Genomic DNA, 21,778 nt, shown 5'->3' on the forward strand with positions numbered 1-21,778 from the left:
AGATAAAACAGGAGGTTTTTTTTTGTATAGCACAGATGCTAAAATGCAAAAGGTCCAAAAAGTTACCTTGACTATGGCACAGAAAATTGTCGATTTTTGTGAAGAAAATCAATTATTATGCTATTTTTGCGGTGGTGGAGCAATCGGAGCAATCAGAGAAGGTGGCTTTATTCCATGGGATGATGATTTAGACTTTTTTATGCCAAGAAATGATTATGAACGTTTTTACGATTTATGGTCTCAAGCTCAAATCAATCAAACTCTTCCTGTACAGAAAGCTTCAGCAACTTACAATGATCATAATTCATTTATGACGATAAGAGACGAAGAAACAACGTTCATAAAAACATATCAAAAAGATTTAAATATTGTTCATGGTATTACGATTGATATCTTTCCATTGGATGTTGCACCAGATTCTAAAGTTAGCCGAAAAATTCAAAAGCTATGGGCTCTTGTATATGCCCTTTTTTGTTCACAAGTAGTTCCAGAAAATCATGGTGGTATATTAGCTTTTGGTAGTAATTTGTTACTGAATACTTTTAAATCTGATAATATTCGCTATAAAATTTGGTCATTTGCAGAAAAACAAATGACTAAGTATAATCAAAAGCCGACAGAAAATGTGACTGAACTATGCGTTGGACCAAAGTATATGGGAAATATTTACTCTGCTAAGGATTTTTCTGAGGCTGTTTGGGTTCCTTTTGAAGAGACCAAAATGCCAATTCCTGTGGGATATGACAATTATTTACGTGCTGCGTTTGGTGATTACATGCAACGTCCATCTTTAGAAAATCAAAAAACAATACATGATTCAATTTACATTGATCCAGATCATTCATACAAAAATTACCAAGGAAAATATTATTTAACTAAAGGAGCAAGCAACAGATGATTACAGCTATTATTATTGCCGGTGGTGTTGGTAAACGGATGGGACAAGATATCCCAAAACAGTTTATTAGTATCGATGGAAAACCCATCATTATTTACACACTTGAATCATTCCAGAAACATCCACAAATTGATCGCATTTTAGTGGTTTGTAAATCTGGATGGGAAGAAACGATGTGGGCTTACATTAAAGAATTTAATATAAGTAAAGTTCAATGGGTAATAACAGGTGGTTCAAAAGGACAAGAATCAATCAATAATGGCGTCCAATTTTTGAAAGACCATTCTGATGAAGATGATACGATCATTATTCATGATGGTATTCGTCCATTGGTTGATGAACTTGTTTTGTCTGATGTTATTGTGAAATGTAAGGAATATGGAAATGGCGTGACTTCATTACCTTATAATGAACAAATTTTTATTAAAAAAACGGAGGATACGACGGTTGAATACGTGGACCGTAATACTTTGCGAAGAGTATCAACTCCACAAGCCTATCAATATGGTAAACTGCTTGCAGCTTATAACCGCGCGGTAGCAGAAAACATTGGGATGACTGATTCTTCATACACAAATACAATGATGGTAGATCTGGGTGAGACGTTATATTTTGCAGCTGGTTCTGATAAAAATATCAAGTTGACTACAACGGATGACTTGGAATTGTTTAAAGCTTATTTAAAAATGAAAGATTAGGTGAGATAAAGATGACATTAGTTGAACAGCCCATGTATCAAGCTGATTTGGCGAAAGTAGTTGAGAGTCTACCTGAACTGGAAAAACTTGATGGTAAATCAATTTTAATGATTGGTGCTTCTGGAATGATTGGCTCATTTTTAATTGACACTTTGATGCTAGCAAACCAGCAATTGGGATTAAAAATCAAAGTATTTGCTATGGGGAGAAATCGGGAAAAACTTGAAACGCGTTTTTTAACATATCGAAACTTGTCAACTTTTGAGATTGTTGAAGGCGACGTGACAGAACCTTTACCGGAAGATCTTTTGGTTGATTATATGATTCATGGAGCAAGCAACACACATCCTAAAGCCTATGCAACTGATCCAATTGGAACTATCATGACCAATTTAGCTGGGACAGATCAAGTGTTAAAACATGCAGCGGCAACCAATGTCCAACGAACATTATTTTTATCAACAGTTGAAATTTATGGTGAAAATCGTGGAGACGTTGAAAAATTTAACGAAGAATATTGTGGTTATATTGACTGTAATACGTTACGTGCTGGTTATCCAGAAGGCAAAAGAGTGAGCGAATCACTTTGTCAAGCATACATTGCGAAAAATGGGTTAGATATTGTTATTCCACGTCTATGCCGAACATTTGGGCCAACGATGTTAACTTCTGATACCAAAGCTTCTTCTCAATTTATTCTAAATGCTGTCAATCAGGAAGATATCGTGTTAAAAAGTGAAGGTAACCAATACTTTTCTTATGTTTATGTTGCAGATGCAGTTTCTGCAATTTTGTATTTACTATTACATGGTGAAAGTGGTCAAGCTTACAATGTTTCAAACGAGCAATTTGATTTACATTTGAAAGATTTGGCAAAAAAATTAGCAAACATCAGTGGTAAAAAAGTTATTTTTGAATTACCAGATGAAATTGAAAGTAAAGGATTTTCTAAAGCAAATACAGCTGTTTTGGACAATATAAAATTGACAGCAACGGGCTGGATGCCTTTATTTGATTTAGAGGAATCGTTAGAACATACAGTGAAAATTATTCAGGAAGTGAAGTAGATGCATAAAATAAGCGTGATTGTACCAGTATACAATGTAGAAGATTATCTAGAAAGTTGCTTAGATTCAATCTCCAACCAAACATACTCTAATCTTGAAATTATTGTTGTAGATGATGGGTCACCAGATAACAGTGGACAAATTGCTGACGAATACAAGAAAAAAGATAATAGGGTATCTGTTATTCATCAGCAAAACGGTGGATTGAGTGCAGCTAGAAATTCTGGCTTAGAACAAGCGACAGGAGATTTTGTCTGCTTTATTGATAGTGACGATTGGATTGAACCAGATTATTTAGAACTTCTATATGCCGGTGTTCAAACTTTTAATGCAGAAATATCAGTAATAAAACTGAAAAAGATAAATGATTTAAAAGAACTTAAAGAGTTAACGCCAACCAAGGAAGATTGGTTGGTACTGGATAAACATGAGGCGATGAAATCATTATTCACTAGTAATAATATCGGTTACTCTGCCAATAATAAATTGTTCAATATGAATTTATTTTCTGATTTAAGATTCCCTGTTGGAAAGTTAATGGAAGATAAAGCAACAACATATCTTTTAATTGATAAGTCAAATCGGATTGCTTTAAATTCATCTGAAAAATATCATTATTTCCAAAGTCCAAAAAGTATATTACGAGGTAGTTTTAATCCTAGAAAATTTGATACTTTTGATATACATGAAGAGATTATTATGTTTATTGACAAGTTCTATCCAGAAGTGTCATTAAATGTTCGCTCAAGATACGTCTATACAGCGGTAAGAATGATGATGTCTATGATTGAGAACAACTATTCAAATCAAAAAGATTATGACCGATCAATGGAGATTTTATCTCGCTTTGAGCAAGAAGCTCAAGCAGATCCAGACTTTTCACCAAAATTGAAAAAGTTAATGAAATTTTTATTGAAACATCCTAATCTCCCATATCATTTATCCAAAAGTAAAGTGACAGCTAGTGTCTTGAATAGAATAGAATCTATGAGGTAATTGTAAATATGAATAAAATAAAAAAATTATTTTCTAGATATGTTTTTCCAGTAATTTTTAAAATGTTTCCTTTAAAAGAAAATAGGATTGTTTTTTCTAGTTTCGGTGGTCGAAACTATTCTGGAAATCCACGTGTGATTTCTGAAACAATAGGTAATCAAAATTTGAATTACAAATGTATATGGCTCTTGAAAAAGGGAGTTCAGGTAAATGATTTGCCAAATGATGTAAAGAGAGTAGATACAGATTCTTTACTAAGTACTTATTATTTGTATACATCTAAATTCTGGATTGATGATAGTCGAAAAACGATTGTATATGGAAAACGTAAAAAACAGATTTATTTTCAAACGTGGCATGGGACACCATTGAAAAAAATTGAATTTGATGCAGAAGATAAATTATCAAGTCATTATTTGAAATATGCTAAAAAAGATAGTGAATCAATCACATATCTTTTATCGGGTAATCGCTATAGTTCAGAAAAATATTTATCTGCTTTTCGTGTTTCAAAGAATCAGCTATTAGAAATTGGTACGCCAAGAAATGATAAGCTTGTTTCAAAAGCAAATGTACAACAATCTGATTATTTAAATAAGAATGAAATTACAATATTGTTTGCTCCAACGTTCAGAAATAATATGGAAAATAATGGAATTCCTCAATTAGAAAAACTTGAAATCAACGTGCTGAAAGAATTTTTTGCGCTTCGAGGTCAAAAACTTAATTTTATGACAAAGTTTCACCCCAACGTAAATCAACGTTTAGCTAATGACAAAAAAAGTAGAGAGTATATGAAAAGACATGAAGTGGAACTTGTGGATGATGGTATTCCGCTAGAAAATTTATTTGAAAATGTAGATGTCCTAATCACTGATTACTCCTCTATTTTTTTTGATTATGCTTTATTAAAAAAACCGCTTATTTTATTTAACTATGATGAAGATTCTTACAGCAAGGAACGTGGGTTTTATATTGAGTTAGGTTCATTGCCTGTACCTGTTGCTCAAGATGGAAAGATGTTGATTCAAATTTTTGAAGAACAAGCACAAGATTTGTTGAATAGTTCTGAACGTTTACTGAACTATGTGGGGAATTTTGAGGACGGAACTAGTACAGAAAAAGTAATCGAATTGATGAAGAAGGCAAGTAAATGAAAAAAACACTAAAAGATATTATTTATAATGCAATTTATCAGGTTTTCTTAATTGTTTTGCCGTTAATCACAATTCCAATTCTTAGCCGTAGAATTGGAGCTGACGGGCTAGGCGTTTATGGTTATGTATTTTCAATAGCGCAATTTTTAATGACTGTCATTGCTGTAGGAATGAATCCTTTTCGTATTCGTAATATTGCAAAAGCGCGAGATGACAAAAAAGAACTCTCGATGCAGTTTTGGAATATTTATTTCATGCAACTTTTAATTGGACTGGGTGCCTCAATTGTTTACATCATGTATATTTATCTATTTGATATCCAATACAAAAATTTGTACTTCATTCAGTTGATATTTATTTTGGGGTTAACACTGGATATCTCATGGTTTTTCCAAGGGATTGAGGAATTTGCAAAAGTTGTAATAAGGAATACGTTAATCAAAATTTCTTCAGTTTTTTTAATTGTCTTATTTGTAACTACCAAAGATGATTTGTGGATTTATGTTTTTATTACATCTATCACTAACTTTTTAGGAAGTCTGGTTTTTTGGCTAAATATCAAAGGTAAGGTATACAGACCTAAATTTAATTCAGCTCTTTTTAGAAAATTGTGGAAACCCGCTTTTATTATCTTAGTCCCACAATTGTTTATGCAAGTATATACGACATTAGATAAAACGGTCGTTGGTTATTTTGTTAATCCTACTGAATTATCTTATTATGATCAGTCGCAAAAGATAGCTAGAATTATCCTGGCTGTGCTTTCTTCTATTACAATTGTTATGCTTCCAAAAATCTCAAAAGCACAAGCTAATGGTGATAAGCGTAATATTCTAATTTACACAAAAAAATCTTTTGATTATACATTTATTATTGCGATGATTTTATTTAGCGTTGTTTTTGTCAATACGAAAGAATTTGTTCCATGGTTCTTTGGTGAAAAGTTTGAGCCAATGGTAATCAATATGTTACTCTCATGCTTACTCATTATCTTTAGCCCAATTGGAGGGGTATTTGCTAATCAATTTACGATTGCAATTGAGAAAGACAAAGAATTTGCTTATCCAATGATTATTGGAGCTTTGATCAGTATAGTTGGTAACATTTTATTAGTGCCTAAATATGGTGCGCTAGGGGCAACATTAGTACTCGTAATTGTAGAATTTTTGGTCTGCTTCTTCAGGATTTTCTTTATTAGAGATGAAATTCAGGTTGGTTATTTCTTTGATAAACGAATCAATTTATTCTTCGTCATGGGTATGGCTTTGTCGTTGTTGTTTTACTATTTTGTTCCTACGATATTAGACTCTAGCTTCTTAGATATGGCACTAAAATCTATCATTATTGTGCTAGTGTATCTACCAATTACTTATTTTAATTTTCCACATCTAAAAGAAGAAATTAGTAGAATGTTCAAATAAAACAAAACTCCTTCATTATTTTTTAAATAATGAAGGAGTTTTGTTTTATTTACTTGTCTTTTGAATTAAGATCTTTTTTTATTTGTGTCGTAGAAATTTCAGGAGTTCTAGGCAAGTAGATAACTTCTGCATCTGTTAGTTGTTCTAACTCATCAAAGTGTCCTGCCCAGTCATCGCCCATCACGAAGTAATCGACTTGAAATTCTTTAATATCTTTTGCTTTTTGATCCCAGCTTTTTTCAGGGATAACTAAGTCAACGTATCGAATAGCTTCAAGAAGTTGTTTTCTTTTCTCATAGCTAAAATAACATTTTTTTTGTTTCTCGTCCCAATTAAATTCATCTGTTGAAAGAGCAACAATTAAATAGTCACCATATTCTTTAGCACGTTTTAGCAAGTTGATGTGTCCGTAGTGTAACAAGTCAAAAGTACCATAGGTAATTACTCTTTTCATTTTTCACCTCGTATAATCATTGATAATATGTTGTTAGTCTAACATTTTTTTGATAGAATTGGAAGGAATTGTTTGTTTTACAGGGAATAAGTAAAGGTTATTTAAGAGGAATAACCTTTAGTGGAGGAGAAGTATGTTTAATAAAAAAGTTTTTATGTGTGTTAAAGGATGCTACTTTATTTTCTTTAGTTTTATTCTAATGTTGCGATCTGTCGGACCATATCTATTATTACCTACAAAATACGATACTCTATTATTTTGGCCGGCAGGAATTTTTGGTTGTCTTTTAGTAGCTGTTGATTTTATCATTGCATTCAGAGAAAAAAATCTGAGAAAATATGATTGGCTATTATATGTTTTTTTAGGTGTTATGCTAATTAGTAGCTTAATGAACTTAAAATATGGGTATAGTCAAAATATCAAGTTATTGATGTGGCAATCTATCTTTTTCTTTATTGTTTACCAGTTTGGAAAAGATTACGGTACAAATATTTTTTTCAAGGTATTTAGTTGGTTAATTTCTAGTGTGTGGTTTTTTACAAATAGTATTTCTTTGTACATGTTTGTCATTCAATATGGAATTAAAATTCCAATCAAATATAAATACTATCCAGTCAGATTAGGTTGGTTGGGAAATCGACTATTTGGTGTTTATACGGATCCTAACTTTGGAGCGGTTATCTCATTTGTTGTCATCATAATAGGAATGTATTATCTAATTACTAAAACATCAATGCATATGCTACTTAAATCGTTGATTATTTTGAATATTATTATTCAATTCTCATTTATAGCTTTATCTGGTTCGAGAACCACCCTTGTTTGTATGCTAGTTACGACATTTATTTTTTCGTTCTTTTCACTATTTAGTAGTAACTACTTTGCTAAAAAATTGATTTATAAATGGATTGTTTCGTTAACAGTTGGCTGTTTTTCTATGATTGGAATTTATGGACTTAATCACGTAACAGCTAATGCTTGGGCGTATATACCAACGATTACGCATTTGAAAAATTCTAATTCTCCAACCAAACCAGACCAAAAAGTACCACCAAAAGAAAAAATTGATCTTGATAGACCAGATACAGAAGGAGGCGATATTTCTAATTTACGTTTCCAACTGTGGGCAAGTGCAGTTGAAATTTTTAAGAGCAACCCAATTTCTGGAGGGTCTCCAGGTTATTATATTGAATATGCACATGATAAACTCCCACATACTTTCATGGGAAAAGATAATCTTACTGCCCATAGCTTTATTTTTTTAATCATGGCTGCTACTGGTGGATTGGGACTGATAACATTTTTTAGTTTCTTTTTTATTCAATGCTATAAAGTTTTAAGATACTGTTTTACCAAAGAAAATCTGATTAAAGATGAAGTCTTTTTTGATATTTTGATTATTTTAACTATTGCAGTTTCTGCATTATTTATTACAGAACTCGTGTTAGTTAGCACGATTGGAGCGTTCGTTTTTTGGAGTCATCTAGGAAAAATTCAAAAGGGAATTTCAGAATAGTATCCGTTCAACATAATTATTCAAAATTAGAACGGAAATTATGGATTGTTTTTGTAAGTGAAAGGTGCTAGTCTTTAGGTATAATGGGTCCTAGAAATACAATGGAGTTGAATTGAGTGGATAACATATTAATCACTGGCGGAGCTGGATTTATTGGCTCTACGCTAGCAAATTATTTAAGTAAAGAAAATAAAATCGTTGTTGTGGATGATTTATCCATGGGAAAACAGGAGAATTTAGTTGTATCAAGTAATCTTGAATTTGTAAAAGGTGATGTGACAGATGAAAGCCTAATGGAGAAATTGTTACGTGATCATTCATTTGACTATATTTTTCATTTAGCTGCGGTTGCGAGTGTTGCAGATTCTGTTGCGCGTCCAGTTGCAACACATCGGGTGAACTTTGAAAGTGTTTTGATGTTATTAGAATTGATTCGCCAATATCAACCCAAACTAAAGCGTTTAGTTTTCAGTTCTTCTGCAGCTGTCTATGGAGATGAATTGACTTTACCAAAACAAGAAGAGTCTGTGATTCGTCCGTTGACACCTTATGCAGTGGATAAATTTGCAGCAGAGCAATATGTTTTGGATTATTATCATTTGTATGATGTGCCAACTAGCGCCGTTCGATTCTTTAATGTGTATGGGCCAAATCAAAATCCAAATTCACCTTATAGCGGTGTTATTTCGATTTTAATGGATCGCTACAAAAAACAATTGGCAGGTGAGACAACTGTTTTCACTTTGTTTGGTGATGGCAGTCAATCAAGAGACTTCGTTTATATCGAAGACGTGATTCAAGCGCTGATGTTAGTGGCAACGAAGGAAGAAGCATTAGGCAAACAGTTTAATGTAGGAACCGGTGACGGTACAACGTTACTTGAATTGATTCAGGCAATTGATGAAATTTTACAGGTGAAGTTGAAACTGAAATTTGAAGAGGAACGTTCAGGGGACATTCACGACTCTTTGGCAAATATTTCAAAAATCAAAACATTAGGCTATCAGCCAAAATTTGATATTTTGGCTGGTATGAAATGCTATATTGAAAGTGAGCTTGTCAAGTAAAGAATTTACTTTGAAAAAATAGCGGGGCGGTAATTTTACTTACCACCTCGCTATTTTTTTGTAGTTAAAATTATGAAGGAAGTTTTTTGCCTGTTAGAATTTCGTACAGTTGATTCCTGATAGCAACTGCCCCAGGTTTGATTTTTGTGTCAGATTGGATATTACTTTGCATAACGATTGCGTTTTTAGTATCTTTTGTCATAGCAACAACTGAGTGAAAACGATTGATGTTCCCTTGCGCTAAAATGTAATCTGCACCGCTGTAAACACCCCCGCTATAAGGATGTTTCAGTTGATTATTCTGCCAAAGTGAGAAGAGTAGTTTTTTGGGAATAAGTTGACCGGATAGTACTTTTGTAAAAAAAGCTGCCAAGTCATACGTATTCATACTGATATTTCCGGTTCCTAATTCGTTATGGATCGCAGTTTCGTTTTCATCTAACTCTTTCCAGTAGTCATCATCAGCTGACATTTGATAAGATTTTGCATGCTGAGGAGAATTTTTGACATTTTCATAAAAATCGGTGTGTTGCAATTGAAGAGGTTTGATTAACGAATCTGATAATAGCTCTTCATAGCTTTTATTAGTCAACTGAATTAGAATTCCAGCCAATAAAGTAAAGTTTAGTGGTTCATAATGATACGTCTGGTAATCAGTCCATTTTAAATGTTCTACAGTAAATTGAACAATGTCACGGTCAGTCAGTGGAACAGAAGGTTGCTCGGTCTTATGCAACCCTGATCGCATTGTCAACAAGTCGTGAATCGTGATTGATTGACTACCTGGAATTTGCGGATAGAAGGTTGCTAAAGGTGTTGTAAAGCTTATTTTTTTCTGTTCGATTTGTTTTAGAATGAGGAGTGCCGTCATCGCTTTTTGAATCGAACCAATCTGATAGTCGAGTGATAGAGAATTTGGCTGATTTGTTTCTTTGTCTGCATAGCCATAAGTTTTCTCTAAGATAATTCGATTGTTTTTTCGAACATAGATTGTGCCAATATATTTCGATTTTTTCAGCAATTGATCCATTTCCGTTGCTGCTTTTTTTTCGGAAGCTGTCAAGTTTACGACAGTTGCTGGTTCTTGATCTGCAACGGGCTTGATTGTGTCAGAAAGTAGGAGCAAATACCAACTCGTGGTTACGCCTAATCCCAGAAAAATTGTTAAGATAGCAAGAAGAACCGTCTTTTTCCTTGCTTGCCTTTTTTGATGTTTTTTATTGTGCATAGGATGACCCTTTCTGATATTTGTTAAAACATCTTCATTTTAATACGGATAGTAAGAAGATTCCTACTAACAATTTTGCAATAATATATTTTATGAAAAGAATTCACTCTGAAAGGAATTTCATGTATAATGGATGAAGTTATGAACTTGAGAGTAAGGAGGAGTTGTTTTGTCAGAAAACAAACAACATCCAGAAGAAAAAAATAAAATTGAACACACGACAACGCAAGAAGTGATGGTCAAACGTAAAAATTTGCGTAAAAAAGAAGATAAAATCGTTGGCAAGATCATTTTAGTGATCGTAATCACTTTATTAGCAATCGTTGGAGTATTTGGTTTTACTACCTATAAGTATGTTGAAAGTGGTTTAAAACCATTAGATAATTCGGATAGTCAATTGGTTCAAGTAGAGATTCCAAGTGGTTCTTCGAATAAACAAATTGGTGAAATCCTAGAAAACGATCATGTTATCAAAAGTGGTATCGTTTTTAATTATTATACGAAATTCAAAAATTTAACTGGTTTCCAAGCAGGATTTTATCAAATGGCTCCAAACATGACTTTAGATGAGATTGGTAAATTACTGCAAGAAGGTGGTACTGCTGAACCCAAAGAAGTTGCTGATGGGAAAATCACGATTCCTGAAGGTTATGATATCGATCAAATAGCAAGTCGGGTGGCTAAGATTACCGGGAAAGACAAGCAAGAATTTTTAGATTTGATAACAGATGATGCTTTCTTAAAAGAGTTGTATCAAAAATTCCCAGAATTGCTGGAAAGTTCATCTCAAGCTAAAGATGTAAAATATCATTTAGAAGGCTATTTGTTCCCAGCTACTTATGATTATTATAAGGATACTTCGTTGAAAGATTTAGTTATCCAAATGGTTGAAAAAACAGACTCAGTTATGCAAGATTACTATGCGACGATTAAGCAACAAAATCGCACTGTTCAAGAAGTATTGACATTGGCATCTTTAGTTGAAAAAGAAGGCGTCAAGGAAAATGATCGTAAGAATATTGCACGAGTTTTCTATAACCGAATTGAGTCAGATATGCCGCTACAAACGGATATTTCCGTTTTATACGCTCTTGGCGAACACAAAGAGACAGTAAGTTATGCTGATACTGCGGTTGATTCTCCATATAACTTATACACGAATCCTGGGTTTGGACCTGGACCATTTGATAGTCCTAGTGAGGAGTCCATCAAAGCAGTCTTATCTCCTGCAGATAATGATTATTACTATTTTGTGGCAGACATAAGTACAGGAAATGTTTACTTTGCCAAAACGTATGAAGAACACTTAGAATTAGTTGAAAAATATGTCAATAAATCATAAAATAGACTAGTGTTATTCATTCATTTTTAGAAAAACATTTACATTTTAGAAAAAGCATGGTAATCTTTTTTGGACTATAGTCCATAAAAGGTTACCTTTTGTGGTAGTTTATTGAGATGAAGGAGACGTTACGAATGGTAGAGAAAGTTTACCCAATGACGCTAGAAGGAAAAGAAAAACTAGAACAAGAATTGGAAGAATTAAAAACAGTTAAACGCGGAGAAATTATTGAGCGTATCAAAATTGCTCGGAGCTTTGGTGACTTGTCAGAAAACTCAGAATATGAATCAGCAAAAGATGAACAAGCTTTTGTAGAAGGACGTATCACAACGATTGAAACAATGATTCGTTTTGCACAAATCATTGATAATAATGGCGTGGATTCTGACGAAGTTTCAATCGGAAAAACAGTTACATTTGTTGAACTTCCTGATGGTGATGAAGAAGAATATACTATCGTTGGTAGTGCTGAAGCTGATCCATTTTCCGGTAAGATTTCAAATGACTCTCCAATTGCACAAGCTTTGATTGGAAAAGTAAAAGGCGATGAAGTAACAATCACTACACCAGGTGGAGATATGTTAGTTAAAATCGTTAAAGTTGAACAGGCTTAATTTTTTGTTAACTAGAGACCTAGAGCATAATCAGATGATTAGTCTAGGTCTTTCTTTTTGGTTTGTTTGATAAGAAAAAGAGCTTTTTACAACCAGAGACCTATAGTAAAGCTTAGAAAAAATAGGTATGATGAAGAAAGTGAATAGGAAAGGAGCAAGCTGATGAATAGTTCTTTACGATTTTTTGTCGTAGTAGAAACCTTATTGCTATTATTTGCTGTTTGGCAAATTGTTAATAATACAGAAATTTTAATCTTCGTGGTCTTTGGCGCACTCAATATTTATTTGGCACTACGCAAACAACCACGCAAAAAATTCCAAAAATTTCAATTGATTCTAGGGAGCTTGATCCTTTTTTTCAGTTTAGTTAGCAGTCCAGCACTCTGGTTGATGCTGATTTTTGCTGTGTTGTTTATTGGACTAAAGGGTGTTGAAATTTCTGGCATTGATTTAACCAAGAATGCTTTTTGGCGCAAAAAGCAAATGATGATGATTCAGACAGAACAGTTGAAACCACATAACAACGAACGTACGAAACAACAATTGATTGGCAATCAGAGAATTGGTTCAGATGTGTATGAATGGGATGACATCAATATTGCGATTGCTACGGGTGATACAATCATTGATTTAGGCAATACTTTGTTACCTAAAGATGATAATATTGTCATCGTTCGAAAAGGTGTCGGTCGAACAAGAATTCTTGTTCCATTAGGGATTGCTATCAGTTTAGAGCATGCGACGATAGTTGGAAATGTTTACTTTGAAGAAGAACAATTTGCATTGAAAAATGAATCAATCAAAATTTACAGTAATGATTATGACGAGAATCCACGTCGATTGAAAATTATTACGAATACCTTGCTTGGTGATGTCGAGGTGATCCGTGTATGATTGGGAAAATTTCTCGACCAATGATTGCCTTTTATGCCTCGCTTAGCACATTTATGGTTATTTTATTCGCTATGTTCACCTATTTTTATGCAAGTAAACAGAAACATTGGTGGGCAGAATTACTGCAAGCAAGATTGCTTTATGTACCACTGATTTTTCATCTATTTGCGATTTCTTTAGGTGTAGGATTATTGACTTTTTTGATCGTATCAGTTGTTCAAAAAACAAGATATGGTAAAATCGAAGAAAAGTTACGAGCAATTTCTTCTGGGAACTATGATGCAAAAATTTTGGATCAACCGATTTTAGCAGCAGCTGATAACGAATATATCAAAGATATTGACCAAGAAATTATTAAAATTAAAGAAAAAATGATTGAAGTTTCTAGTGAACTTCAAATTTTGACAAGTCGTCCGCAATATGTAAATGGACAAACAAAAGAAGAAATTTTAGAATTAGAGCGTCATCGATTAGCGCGTGAATTGCATGACTCTGTTTCACAGCAGTTATTTGCAGCCATGATGATGATGTCTGCTTTGACTGAGCAGGCAGAAAAAAGTGATACACCAGAAGTTTTTCGGAAACAACTACGTATGGTCGCAGAGATCATCAACGCTTCTCAATCAGAGATGCGCGCGTTATTATTACATTTACGCCCAGTTAATCTGGAAGAGAAAAGTTTGAAACAAGGAATTGAGCAATTATTAAAAGAATTACAAAATAAAATTCAAATTTCATTGAAGTGGGAGATTGAAGATGTTCAATTATCCAGTTCAATCGAAGATCATCTTTTCCGAATTGTGCAAGAGTTGCTTTCAAATACATTACGCCATGCAAAAGCGAATGAATTAGAGGTTTATTTACACCGAATCGACAATAATTTATTGTTACGGGTCATTGATGACGGAACGGGATTCAATATGAACGAAACGAAAACGGGAAGTTACGGTTTAGGAAATATCAAAGAACGTGTTGCAGGAATTGGTGGCACAGTGAAAATTATTAGCTTTAAGGGACAGGGAACGAGTGTCGAGATCAAGGTTCCTTTAATTAAGGAGGTATAACGGCGGATGATAAAAGTAATGCTCGTAGATGACCACGAAATGGTGCGTTTAGGCGTTTCTTCTTACTTATCTATTCAAGAGGATATCGAAGTAGTCGGAGAGGCTGAGAATGGCTTAATTGGCTATGAGAAAGCAATGGAACTGAGACCAGATGTTATTCTAATGGATTTAGTGATGGAAGAAATGGATGGAATTGAGTCAACAAAAGCTATCTTAAAAGATTGGCCAGAGGCAAAAATTATTATTGTCACCAGTTTTATTGATGATGAAAAAGTATATCCTGCAATTGAGGCTGGTGCTGCAGGTTACTTATTAAAAACTTCGACTGCGCATGAAATCGCAGATGCAATTCGCGCGACGCAACGTGGCGAACGAGTACTGGAGCCAGAAGTAACAACCAAAATGATGGAAAAAATGAGCCGCCGAAACGAACCAATTCTGCATGAAGACTTGACGAAACGAGAAAATGAAATTCTGATGTTGATTTCTGAAGGAAAGAGTAATCAAGAAATCGCAGATGAGTTATTTATCACTTTGAAAACAGTCAAAACCCATGTTTCAAATATTTTGGCAAAACTTGAAGTTGAGGATCGTACACAAGCCGCAATTTATGCGTTCAAACATGGTTTGGTCAAATAACGAATAAAAAGCAATTGATAATGAACAGCTGATTGAATTTAAAAAGACTGTGGGACAAAACAAATTTGTGTTTGTCCCGCTTTTTTATTTTTTTGAAGGAAAATCAGTCAATTTTTGAAGGAAAAAAGATTGGCTAAGTCTCGCCCCTTTTGTTTTTGAAAAGGCTTTGCTATACTTGAAAAGAAATAAGGATGAAGAGGAGTAATGACTTGAAACAAAATTTTGCAATCATCGGTCTTGGTCGTTTCGGTGGCAGTATTTGTCGCACATTGATTGAATCAGGACAAGAAGTTTTGGCAATCGACAGCAATGAAGATCGCGTAAATGAATATATGAATATTGCTACGCATGCAGTGGTAGCAAATGCGCAAGATGAGATGACTTTGCGCTCGTTAGGAATTCGTAACTTTGACCATGTGATTGTGGCGATTGGTGAAGACATTCAAGCTAGCATTTTAGTAACGCTAATGGTCAAGGAAATGGGTGTACCTAACATACTAGTGAAGGCACAAAATGAATATCATGCACGCGTTTTAGAAAAAATTGGCGCAGATCGCGTAGTACATCCGGAAAGAGATATGGGTGTTCGAATTGCGCATAATTTAGTTTCAAAAAATATTTTAGATTACTTAGAACTGACGGATGCGTACTCATTAGCTGAAATTCGAGTAGCTAATCCTAAGTTTTTCAATAAAACACTTGGCGAACTAAATTTCCGTCAACGGTTTGATTTAACTGTTGTAGCGATTCGTCGAGTGGATCGAACAGTGGTTGTTTCTCCAGCAGCAGATGAGTTTGTCCGTCAAAATGATAATTTATTAGTAATTGGAGAAACGGAAGATGTAGAGATGCTTGACGATAAAATGAATCAATAATTATAGGGGTGAGTGATTTTGACGAAGTTAACAGTAACACCTGCAGCACAAGAATGGTTCAAAAAAGAAGTGAATCCACCTGAAAATCTTGGCATTCGCTTTTTCGGAAAAGTTTATGGTAAAACAGAGGTACACGAAGGCTTTTCGATTGGTTTATCAGTTGAAGAACCAGAAAATGTCATTGAAGAAGAATTGATTGATGGCATGAAGTTCTTTATTGAAGAAGCGGATGAATGGTTCTTCAAAGGATACGATTTAGTTGTCGATTACGACGCCAAAAAGGATGAACCAGCCTATCATTTTGAAAAAAATGATTAACAATAAAATAAAAACAACGGAGAAATCATTGATTGGTTTCTCCGTTATTTTTTGACTAATAACTCTAATCTGCTTCGTTCACAAAATAAAAAATTACATGATTAATCGATTTTATTCAGTGAGCGAACCTTTATTTTAATAACCAGAAAGCAACTGTACTTGATTGACTACAAGAGTCTGTGTTGAAAGATAACTTTCAAGATTCTTGAGAAAAATATCCATAAATTTAGTTTGAAAATGGGGAGTCAAACCAGCAATATGTGGAGTAATCAACACATTTTCCATTGACCAAAGTGGGCTGTTTTCTGGGAGTGGTTCCTCTTCAAAGACATCTAGCGCAGCAAAAGCTAGTTTCTTTTGATTGAGCGCATCAATTAGTTCGTTGGTCTTAACAGATGGTCCACGACCAACATTGATGAAGAGCGCTGTTGGTGAAAAGAAAGTGAACAACTCTTGATTAAATAAACCGTTAGTTTGTTCGGTTAAGGGTAAGATATTGATTACAATATCCATGGTTGGTAAGACTTCTTTAAGTTTTGCTAACGGAAAGGTTTCTTTAATATGCTCTACTGGCCGACCAGTCGTGTTGATACCATAGATTTCCATTCCAAAAACTTCTGCTCTTTGAGCAACCATTTTACCGATCCGTCCAGTACCAATAATCAGCAGTTTTTTATGCTGGATTGCTTGATAGTGAACAGATGAGCCAAGCCAATTTTGAGAAACTTGTGCTTTTTGTGCCTGAAAAAGACCACGTGAATATCCAAAGATAACGCCCATTAGATGTTCAGCAATTGATTCACTATGGATACCACTACCATTTGAAAGTAAAATGTCATGCTTTGAGAATTCTTCCAATGGTAATGTGTCAACACCCGCAGAAATGGATTGAACCCATTTCAAGTTATTACTTGCTAGTAGTTCAGACTGAAATTCACGATTCCAACCTAAACTAATCTCGACTTGTGAGAGTTCAGCAGGAGTTAGCTCTGTTTTGAATTGATAATTTGGTGCAAATGTCTGAATTTGTTTTATAAATTCGTCACGAAAAGGACGAGTGGAGTAAATGATTGGCTGTTTCATAGATTTGACCACCTTTCTTGTCTTAAGTTTAGCGCAAAGTATGAAAAGTTTGAAGTAAGTTGATGAGGAAGAGGTCAGCAAATAAAAAAAGAGCTATGACAGCTGTCATAGCTCAAATAGAATTATTGTTTTGGTAATTGAAATCTTGGCCAACCTTTACTTGCCTGAATGAAAATAAATAACCCAACTAACGTGATGAAGATACTTGTATCAAATGTTGGAACAAAAATTAAAAGCACAGTGGAAAGAAGTGTTGGTAAAGTAATCGCATAAATCATTGTTTTTAAACAATCAAGGAATGTTGCTCTAGTCAAACGCAAACGAGCATAGATATAACCGGCAAAGCTTGCAATAATTAATGTAATCAGTAAGTTAAGAAAACTTGGATAAATAGTGATAATAAAAGTCACTGCTTTAATCCAAAACGGAATCGTTGATTTTGCTAAGACTTCACGCATTTGTTTCCCATTCAAGTTAGCTAATGCTTCATTTGAATAACTCAAGGTCATTTCATTGCTACCCAACAAAGAAGTAGTTGTGCCAGAATTTGGTAAGGCAATAACCATTTGATCTTTCAGCATGCCAACACTGATAAAATTACCCATCAAATCAGTTGAGATGTCATGTTCAGAACGTTTTCCATCTGGATCAAAAGTAAAAATGATGGAATTTGTTTGATAAATGAAACCTTCAGCGCCATGGGCATCTAATTGCCCATCTTTGATTTCAAAATCAGGGATTTTTTTTGCAATTTGTTGTCCATCTGTCTTGATGTTATCCAAAACTTGAAAGACTTGGAATGAAATTGGCAAAGCCATGATTACACTTAGCGCTAAGAGATAAAGAATTGATTTCCAAAAAGGAGTTTGTCGTGCCTCTTTGAGATTTTTGAATTGTGTAAATGAACTGAATAATAATTGTTTTGTTGTCATAATAGCTCCTCTTTAGTATTGTCTTCAACAGCAATTCTAGCGAAGTATGGCTGGAAATACAAGGGAAGGAGCCAAAATTACACGATTGATTGGTTGTCAATCAGAAAAATGTTATTCTTAAAGAAATTAGTTGCTTGTTTTTTTATGGCTAAACGAAGCTGTTTACTAATTTTTTGATAATCTGGCTGAAAATTTTGCGAAAATAGCGTATGATAAATAAGAATTTTAATAAGGTAGGTTCAAAAATGAAAGCATATCTGCAAATCAAAGAATTTTTAGAAGAAAAAGGGTACTGGGAAATTTTTGTGTACATTTTTTTTGGCGGACTAGCAACAGTGGTAAACTTCGTGACCTTTGCGTTGGCATTACAAGTATTTGGTTTCAGCATGGTTGTTTCCAATACGATTTCCTGGATTTGTTCAGTGTTGTTCGCTTTTGTAACAAATAAAATTTGGGTTTTTCATTCTAAATCACCAAGTTTTTGGCACGTGCTGGAAGAATTTGGCAAGTTTCTTTTTTATCGAATTGTTTCCTATGGACTGGATATGGGCGCTATGATTTTACTAATTCAGGGGCTCCATAGTAACGAGTATGTGGCCAAAATCATTACACAAATTTTAGTTGTTTTGGCTAACTATGTATTCAGTAAGTTATTTATTTTCAAAAAAACTGAGGTAATCGATGAAATCAAAGAAACCAAATGATCAAATCAAAGAACAATAACAAAAATCGTAGGCATAACTTTTGAAGAAATCTCAACTCTTTGTTACTCTTTTGAGTGTAAAGACTAACAGAATTACTGAGGAGGAAGATTTTCAATGACTTACACATTACCTGATTTACCATACGCATATGATGCTTTAGAACCTTATATCGATGAAGAAACAATGCACCTTCATCATGACAAGCACCATAATACTTATGTTACGAATTTAAATGCAGCAATCGAAAAATATCCAGAACTTGGCGAAAAATCAGTAGAAGAATTAATTTCTGATATGGATGCTATTCCTGAAGATATTAAAACTGCAGTTCGCAATAACGGTGGAGGTCACGCAAACCATTCATTCTTCTGGAAAATTATGGCACCAAATGCCGGTGGCGAACCAACAGGAGCAATCAAAGAAGCAATTGATGCTGCTTTTGGTGATTTTGCTTCATTTAAAGCGGAATTCAAAACTGCTGCAACTGGTCGTTTTGGCTCTGGTTGGGCTTGGCTAGCTGTTGATAATGGCAAATTAGTTGTTACTTCAACTGCTAATCAAGATTCACCTTTGATGGAAGGTCAAATACCAGTGTTAGGCTTGGATGTGTGGGAACATGCATATTATTTGAACTATAAAAATGTACGTCCTGATTACATCGAAGCATTCTGGAACCTTGTGAATTGGGATGAAGTAAATAAACAGTTTGAACAAGCAAAATAACGTGTTTATGTGTTAGCTCTCTCTTTGACTGATTCCGGAAAAAGTGAAAAACAGCCTTGCGAGCGTTTTCTAAATTCGGTATAATATTTTTGTAAGAAGAATTCTTACAAGAACATTTTTTGGAGGCTATACACTTATGGAACACGGAACAGTTAAATGGTTCAACAATGAAAAAGGATTTGGGTTTATTACAGTAGATGGCGGAGATGACGTATTCGTACACTTCTCAGCAATTCAAGGAGATGGCTTCAAGAGCTTAGAAGAAGGCCAAGAAGTTGAATTCACAATTGTTGAAGGTTCACGCGGACCTCAAGCTGCTGAAGTGACTAAATTATAATATTTGTTGAATAAAACGATCTTGTCAAAAACAAGTGACTTTGAAAAAAGTTGACTTCTTTTACAAGATCATGCAAAAAAGGAGTTGTGGCGTATGCCATGACTCCTTTTTTATTTATATTTATAGAAAAAATGGATTATGGAGTAAAACGTTCTTTAATGAAGTGAACCAGTGAATGGATTTGTTTTTCAATGTATTGGATGGAAATTGTAACAGCTGTTGGTTCTTCTTCAAATTTTGGCATGGTAAGTAACGTGTCTGTTGTTCGGATAATCAAATCTGGTTGAATCACAAGATCATTTGTCATAAAAACATTGATGTACGGACGTAAAGAATCATTGATTTTTTTCATTGTCGCTAACTCTAGTGAATGAGGAAGGTCACTTTCAAATTTGATATTGACCTGTTTATCAAAATAAGTTGGTGGAGCAATAATCAGGAATGCTTCCGTCAAAATCCAAGGTTGTAACCAATAGAGCGCTTGGTCTTGATCCTTGAACTCGGTACAGACACGCGTCATTTCCTCTAAGAGTTTTGGATGTTTTTCTTCTATATCAAAAATAAATTCTTTATTTAATGTTAAAAAGTTCGGAAATAAAATGGCGTGCATCGAGTTAGCTAGTAAGGTTGCGTTTAACAGCTTACGTTTTTTGATATGGTTAAGCTGATTTCGTTTCAATGTATTTAAATAGGAAAAAAACTTAATCAAAAATAATCTTGCTGAAGTTTGTTTTGCCAAATGAAGCTTTAGCGCTCTTTCCAAAAAATTTTCTGCTAAATAAAAATTTGTTTTTGACTGCATCCAGAGAAAAGAAAAACGTAATTCTGTTTCCGAAAGTTTATCTCCAATTGCTTGCTGAAAGCTTTCCACTTCTTCCGAAAATTCTTTCCAGATTTGTGTGGTAAATGAAGGTAATGTCTTGTTATCGATTAAATGTCCTTGAGAGGATCGTAAGAGATTAATGGCAGAAATATAGCACCATTGCAGAGCTTTTATTTTATTTGGTTGCTGACCTACAGCTTCAAAAAGACCTTCTACATCAGATAATGTTTGTTCAAAGTCAATGGTTGAAAAAGGCCAGGTTACGCCCTGATAAGTCTCCCATAGAACTAAGTAACTAAAATAGCGAATTTGCGTTTCTTTTCCAGTTAGGTAAATGTCTCCTTTTTTAGTTTTGATTTGGATTTGATAAGGATCAAGTTTTTATTTAATTGTGTCATATGTCTACGCAAAATAAATTCACTGATCTCAAGTGAATCCAAGAACTCGTTTATTTGAATTTTAGAAAGTAAAATTAACTGGTAAACTAGTTGGAAAATCGGTGATAGAGCTAAGATATCTGAACGTAGGAGCTGATACTCTTTTGCATCACCTGAGAAACGATAATAGGATGAAGTTTTGGAAAAATGAATCGCATTTGGTAATTCTTGGATTTTTTGACAATATTGAGCAGCTGATCGTTTGTCAGATGAGATTGAGTGAGCAAGTTTCTCTAAAGAATAAGACTTTTCTGAAAAGTAAAGTGTTTCAAGAATGGTCAACTGCATTTGTATCGGACGTTCTAAACTAAAAAATTGATTCATATAAGTTATTCCTCCAAAAATTATTTAAAATAGATAATATTAGTAAACTTCGTTAAAAATTCTCGTTTTTTGTAACTTAATAAACGCAAAAAATAAGAAAAAATAACGTAAAACTACAAAAAGATAAAATATCGTATGATATTTTATCTTTTTTGCGTGTTATAGAT

24 protein-coding genes are annotated in these 21,778 nt (G+C 33.9%); 18 read left to right on the plus strand and 6 right to left on the minus strand.

Annotated features, from left to right (window positions below; translation table 11 throughout):
* Positions 1–43: 43 nt before the first annotated feature.
* From AB3I20_RS03450 to AB3I20_RS03475, 6 genes are read left to right on the plus strand one after another with little or no spacing between them, the layout of a single operon-like run.
* Complete coding sequence (locus AB3I20_RS03450; protein WP_082294049.1) at positions 44–898, plus strand: phosphorylcholine transferase LicD; 855 nt, start codon at positions 44–46, stop codon at positions 896–898.
* On the plus strand, positions 895–1,596 hold the full coding sequence (locus tag AB3I20_RS03455) for a 2-C-methyl-D-erythritol 4-phosphate cytidylyltransferase (RefSeq protein WP_067480686.1): 702 nt from the start codon (positions 895–897) through the stop codon (positions 1,594–1,596). The genes AB3I20_RS03450 and AB3I20_RS03455 overlap by 4 nt, the downstream gene beginning before the upstream one ends.
* An 11-nt stretch (positions 1,597–1,607) precedes the next feature.
* Positions 1,608–2,663, plus strand: a complete 1,056-nt coding sequence (locus AB3I20_RS03460) for an NAD-dependent epimerase/dehydratase family protein (protein ID WP_368026938.1) — start codon at positions 1,608–1,610, stop codon at positions 2,661–2,663.
* On the plus strand, positions 2,664–3,659 hold the full coding sequence (locus AB3I20_RS03465) for a glycosyltransferase family 2 protein (protein WP_086270796.1): 996 nt from the start codon (positions 2,664–2,666) through the stop codon (positions 3,657–3,659).
* Positions 3,660–3,667: 8 nt separating this feature from the next.
* Complete coding sequence (locus AB3I20_RS03470; RefSeq protein WP_067480695.1) at positions 3,668–4,816, plus strand: CDP-glycerol glycerophosphotransferase family protein; 1,149 nt, start codon at positions 3,668–3,670, stop codon at positions 4,814–4,816.
* The gene (locus tag AB3I20_RS03475) at positions 4,813–6,237 is read left to right on the plus strand and encodes a flippase (RefSeq protein WP_368026939.1); all 1,425 of its coding nucleotides are present in this window, start codon (positions 4,813–4,815) and stop codon (positions 6,235–6,237) included. The genes AB3I20_RS03470 and AB3I20_RS03475 overlap by 4 nt, the downstream gene beginning before the upstream one ends.
* 49 nt (positions 6,238–6,286) lie before the next feature.
* On the opposite strand, the gene tagD is transcribed toward AB3I20_RS03475, so the two are convergent.
* On the minus strand, positions 6,287–6,691 hold the full coding sequence (gene tagD / locus AB3I20_RS03480) for a glycerol-3-phosphate cytidylyltransferase (RefSeq protein ID WP_067480702.1): 405 nt from the start codon (positions 6,689–6,691) through the stop codon (positions 6,287–6,289).
* Positions 6,692–6,824: 133 nt separating this feature from the next.
* On the opposite strand from tagD, the gene AB3I20_RS03485 reads away from it, so the two are divergent.
* Positions 6,825–8,207 carry an O-antigen ligase family protein gene (locus AB3I20_RS03485; protein ID WP_368026940.1) on the plus strand — a complete coding sequence of 461 codons (1,383 nt, stop codon included), beginning with the start codon at positions 6,825–6,827 and terminating at the stop codon, positions 8,205–8,207.
* Positions 8,208–8,323: 116 nt separating this feature from the next.
* Positions 8,324–9,274, plus strand: a complete 951-nt coding sequence (locus AB3I20_RS03490) for an NAD-dependent epimerase/dehydratase family protein (RefSeq protein WP_368026941.1) — start codon at positions 8,324–8,326, stop codon at positions 9,272–9,274.
* Between the two features lie 70 nt (positions 9,275–9,344).
* Here AB3I20_RS03490 and AB3I20_RS03495 read toward each other — a convergent pair whose 3' ends face one another.
* Positions 9,345–10,502, minus strand: coding sequence for a serine hydrolase domain-containing protein (locus AB3I20_RS03495; RefSeq protein WP_368026942.1), 1,158 nt, complete (start codon positions 10,500–10,502; stop codon positions 9,345–9,347).
* A 169-nt stretch (positions 10,503–10,671) separates the two neighbouring features.
* Here AB3I20_RS03495 and mltG point away from each other — a divergent pair, with 169 nt between their 5' ends.
* From mltG to AB3I20_RS03530, 7 genes are all read left to right on the plus strand, one after another.
* Positions 10,672–11,844, plus strand: coding sequence for an endolytic transglycosylase MltG (gene mltG / locus AB3I20_RS03500; RefSeq protein ID WP_270344705.1), 1,173 nt, complete (start codon positions 10,672–10,674; stop codon positions 11,842–11,844).
* Between the two features lie 134 nt (positions 11,845–11,978).
* A complete protein-coding gene (gene greA, locus AB3I20_RS03505; RefSeq protein ID WP_067480720.1) occupies positions 11,979–12,458 on the plus strand; it encodes a transcription elongation factor GreA in 480 nt (159 codons plus the stop codon).
* 162 nt (positions 12,459–12,620) lie between these two features.
* Positions 12,621–13,352, plus strand: coding sequence for a cell wall-active antibiotics response protein LiaF (gene liaF, locus AB3I20_RS03510; RefSeq protein ID WP_067480723.1), 732 nt, complete (start codon positions 12,621–12,623; stop codon positions 13,350–13,352).
* Positions 13,349–14,416 (plus strand): two-component system sensor histidine kinase LiaS, encoded by a 1,068-nt coding sequence (liaS, locus tag AB3I20_RS03515; RefSeq protein WP_075492152.1) that lies wholly within the window; start codon positions 13,349–13,351, stop codon positions 14,414–14,416. The genes liaF and liaS overlap by 4 nt, the downstream gene beginning before the upstream one ends.
* A gap of 6 nt (positions 14,417–14,422) precedes the next feature.
* Positions 14,423–15,055, plus strand: coding sequence for a response regulator transcription factor (locus AB3I20_RS03520; RefSeq protein WP_067480731.1), 633 nt, complete (start codon positions 14,423–14,425; stop codon positions 15,053–15,055).
* Between the two features lie 209 nt (positions 15,056–15,264).
* On the plus strand, positions 15,265–15,930 hold the full coding sequence (locus tag AB3I20_RS03525; RefSeq protein ID WP_067480737.1) for a TrkA family potassium uptake protein: 666 nt from the start codon (positions 15,265–15,267) through the stop codon (positions 15,928–15,930).
* Positions 15,931–15,948: 18 nt separating this feature from the next.
* A complete protein-coding gene (locus AB3I20_RS03530; RefSeq protein ID WP_067480740.1) occupies positions 15,949–16,248 on the plus strand; it encodes a HesB/YadR/YfhF family protein in 300 nt (99 codons plus the stop codon).
* A 135-nt stretch (positions 16,249–16,383) separates the two neighbouring features.
* Here AB3I20_RS03530 and AB3I20_RS03535 read toward each other — a convergent pair whose 3' ends face one another.
* Positions 16,384–17,331 (minus strand): phosphoglycerate dehydrogenase, encoded by a 948-nt coding sequence (locus AB3I20_RS03535; RefSeq protein WP_086270798.1) that lies wholly within the window; start codon positions 17,329–17,331, stop codon positions 16,384–16,386.
* A gap of 122 nt (positions 17,332–17,453) precedes the next feature.
* Positions 17,454–18,263: a DUF1189 domain-containing protein gene (locus AB3I20_RS03540; RefSeq protein WP_067480746.1), complete on the minus strand. Its 810-nt coding sequence runs from the start codon at positions 18,261–18,263 to the stop codon at positions 17,454–17,456.
* Positions 18,264–18,508: 245 nt separating this feature from the next.
* Here AB3I20_RS03540 and AB3I20_RS03545 point away from each other — a divergent pair, with 245 nt between their 5' ends.
* From AB3I20_RS03545 to AB3I20_RS03555, 3 genes are all read left to right on the plus strand, one after another.
* Positions 18,509–18,967, plus strand: coding sequence for a GtrA family protein (locus AB3I20_RS03545; protein ID WP_067480749.1), 459 nt, complete (start codon positions 18,509–18,511; stop codon positions 18,965–18,967).
* Positions 18,968–19,081: 114 nt separating this feature from the next.
* Positions 19,082–19,690: a superoxide dismutase gene (locus tag AB3I20_RS03550; RefSeq protein WP_067480752.1), complete on the plus strand. Its 609-nt coding sequence runs from the start codon at positions 19,082–19,084 to the stop codon at positions 19,688–19,690.
* 136 nt (positions 19,691–19,826) lie between these two features.
* A complete protein-coding gene (locus AB3I20_RS03555; RefSeq protein ID WP_067480755.1) occupies positions 19,827–20,027 on the plus strand; it encodes a cold-shock protein in 201 nt (66 codons plus the stop codon).
* A 136-nt stretch (positions 20,028–20,163) separates the two neighbouring features.
* Here the strand turns inward: AB3I20_RS03555 and AB3I20_RS03560 are convergent, their stop codons facing one another.
* Both AB3I20_RS03560 and AB3I20_RS03565 read right to left on the minus strand, forming a co-directional pair.
* The gene (locus tag AB3I20_RS03560) at positions 20,164–20,790 is read right to left on the minus strand and encodes a hypothetical protein (protein WP_368026943.1); all 627 of its coding nucleotides are present in this window, start codon (positions 20,788–20,790) and stop codon (positions 20,164–20,166) included.
* A gap of 386 nt (positions 20,791–21,176) precedes the next feature.
* Positions 21,177–21,611 carry a hypothetical protein gene (locus AB3I20_RS03565; RefSeq protein ID WP_368026944.1) on the minus strand — a complete coding sequence of 145 codons (435 nt, stop codon included), beginning with the start codon at positions 21,609–21,611 and terminating at the stop codon, positions 21,177–21,179.
* Positions 21,612–21,778: the final 167 nt, after the last annotated feature.

Origin of the sequence: Enterococcus sp. C50 (genome assembly GCF_040887505.1) — a bacterium.
In the GTDB taxonomy this organism is placed as follows: Bacteria; Bacillota; Bacilli; order Lactobacillales; family Enterococcaceae; genus Enterococcus_B; species Enterococcus_B thailandicus.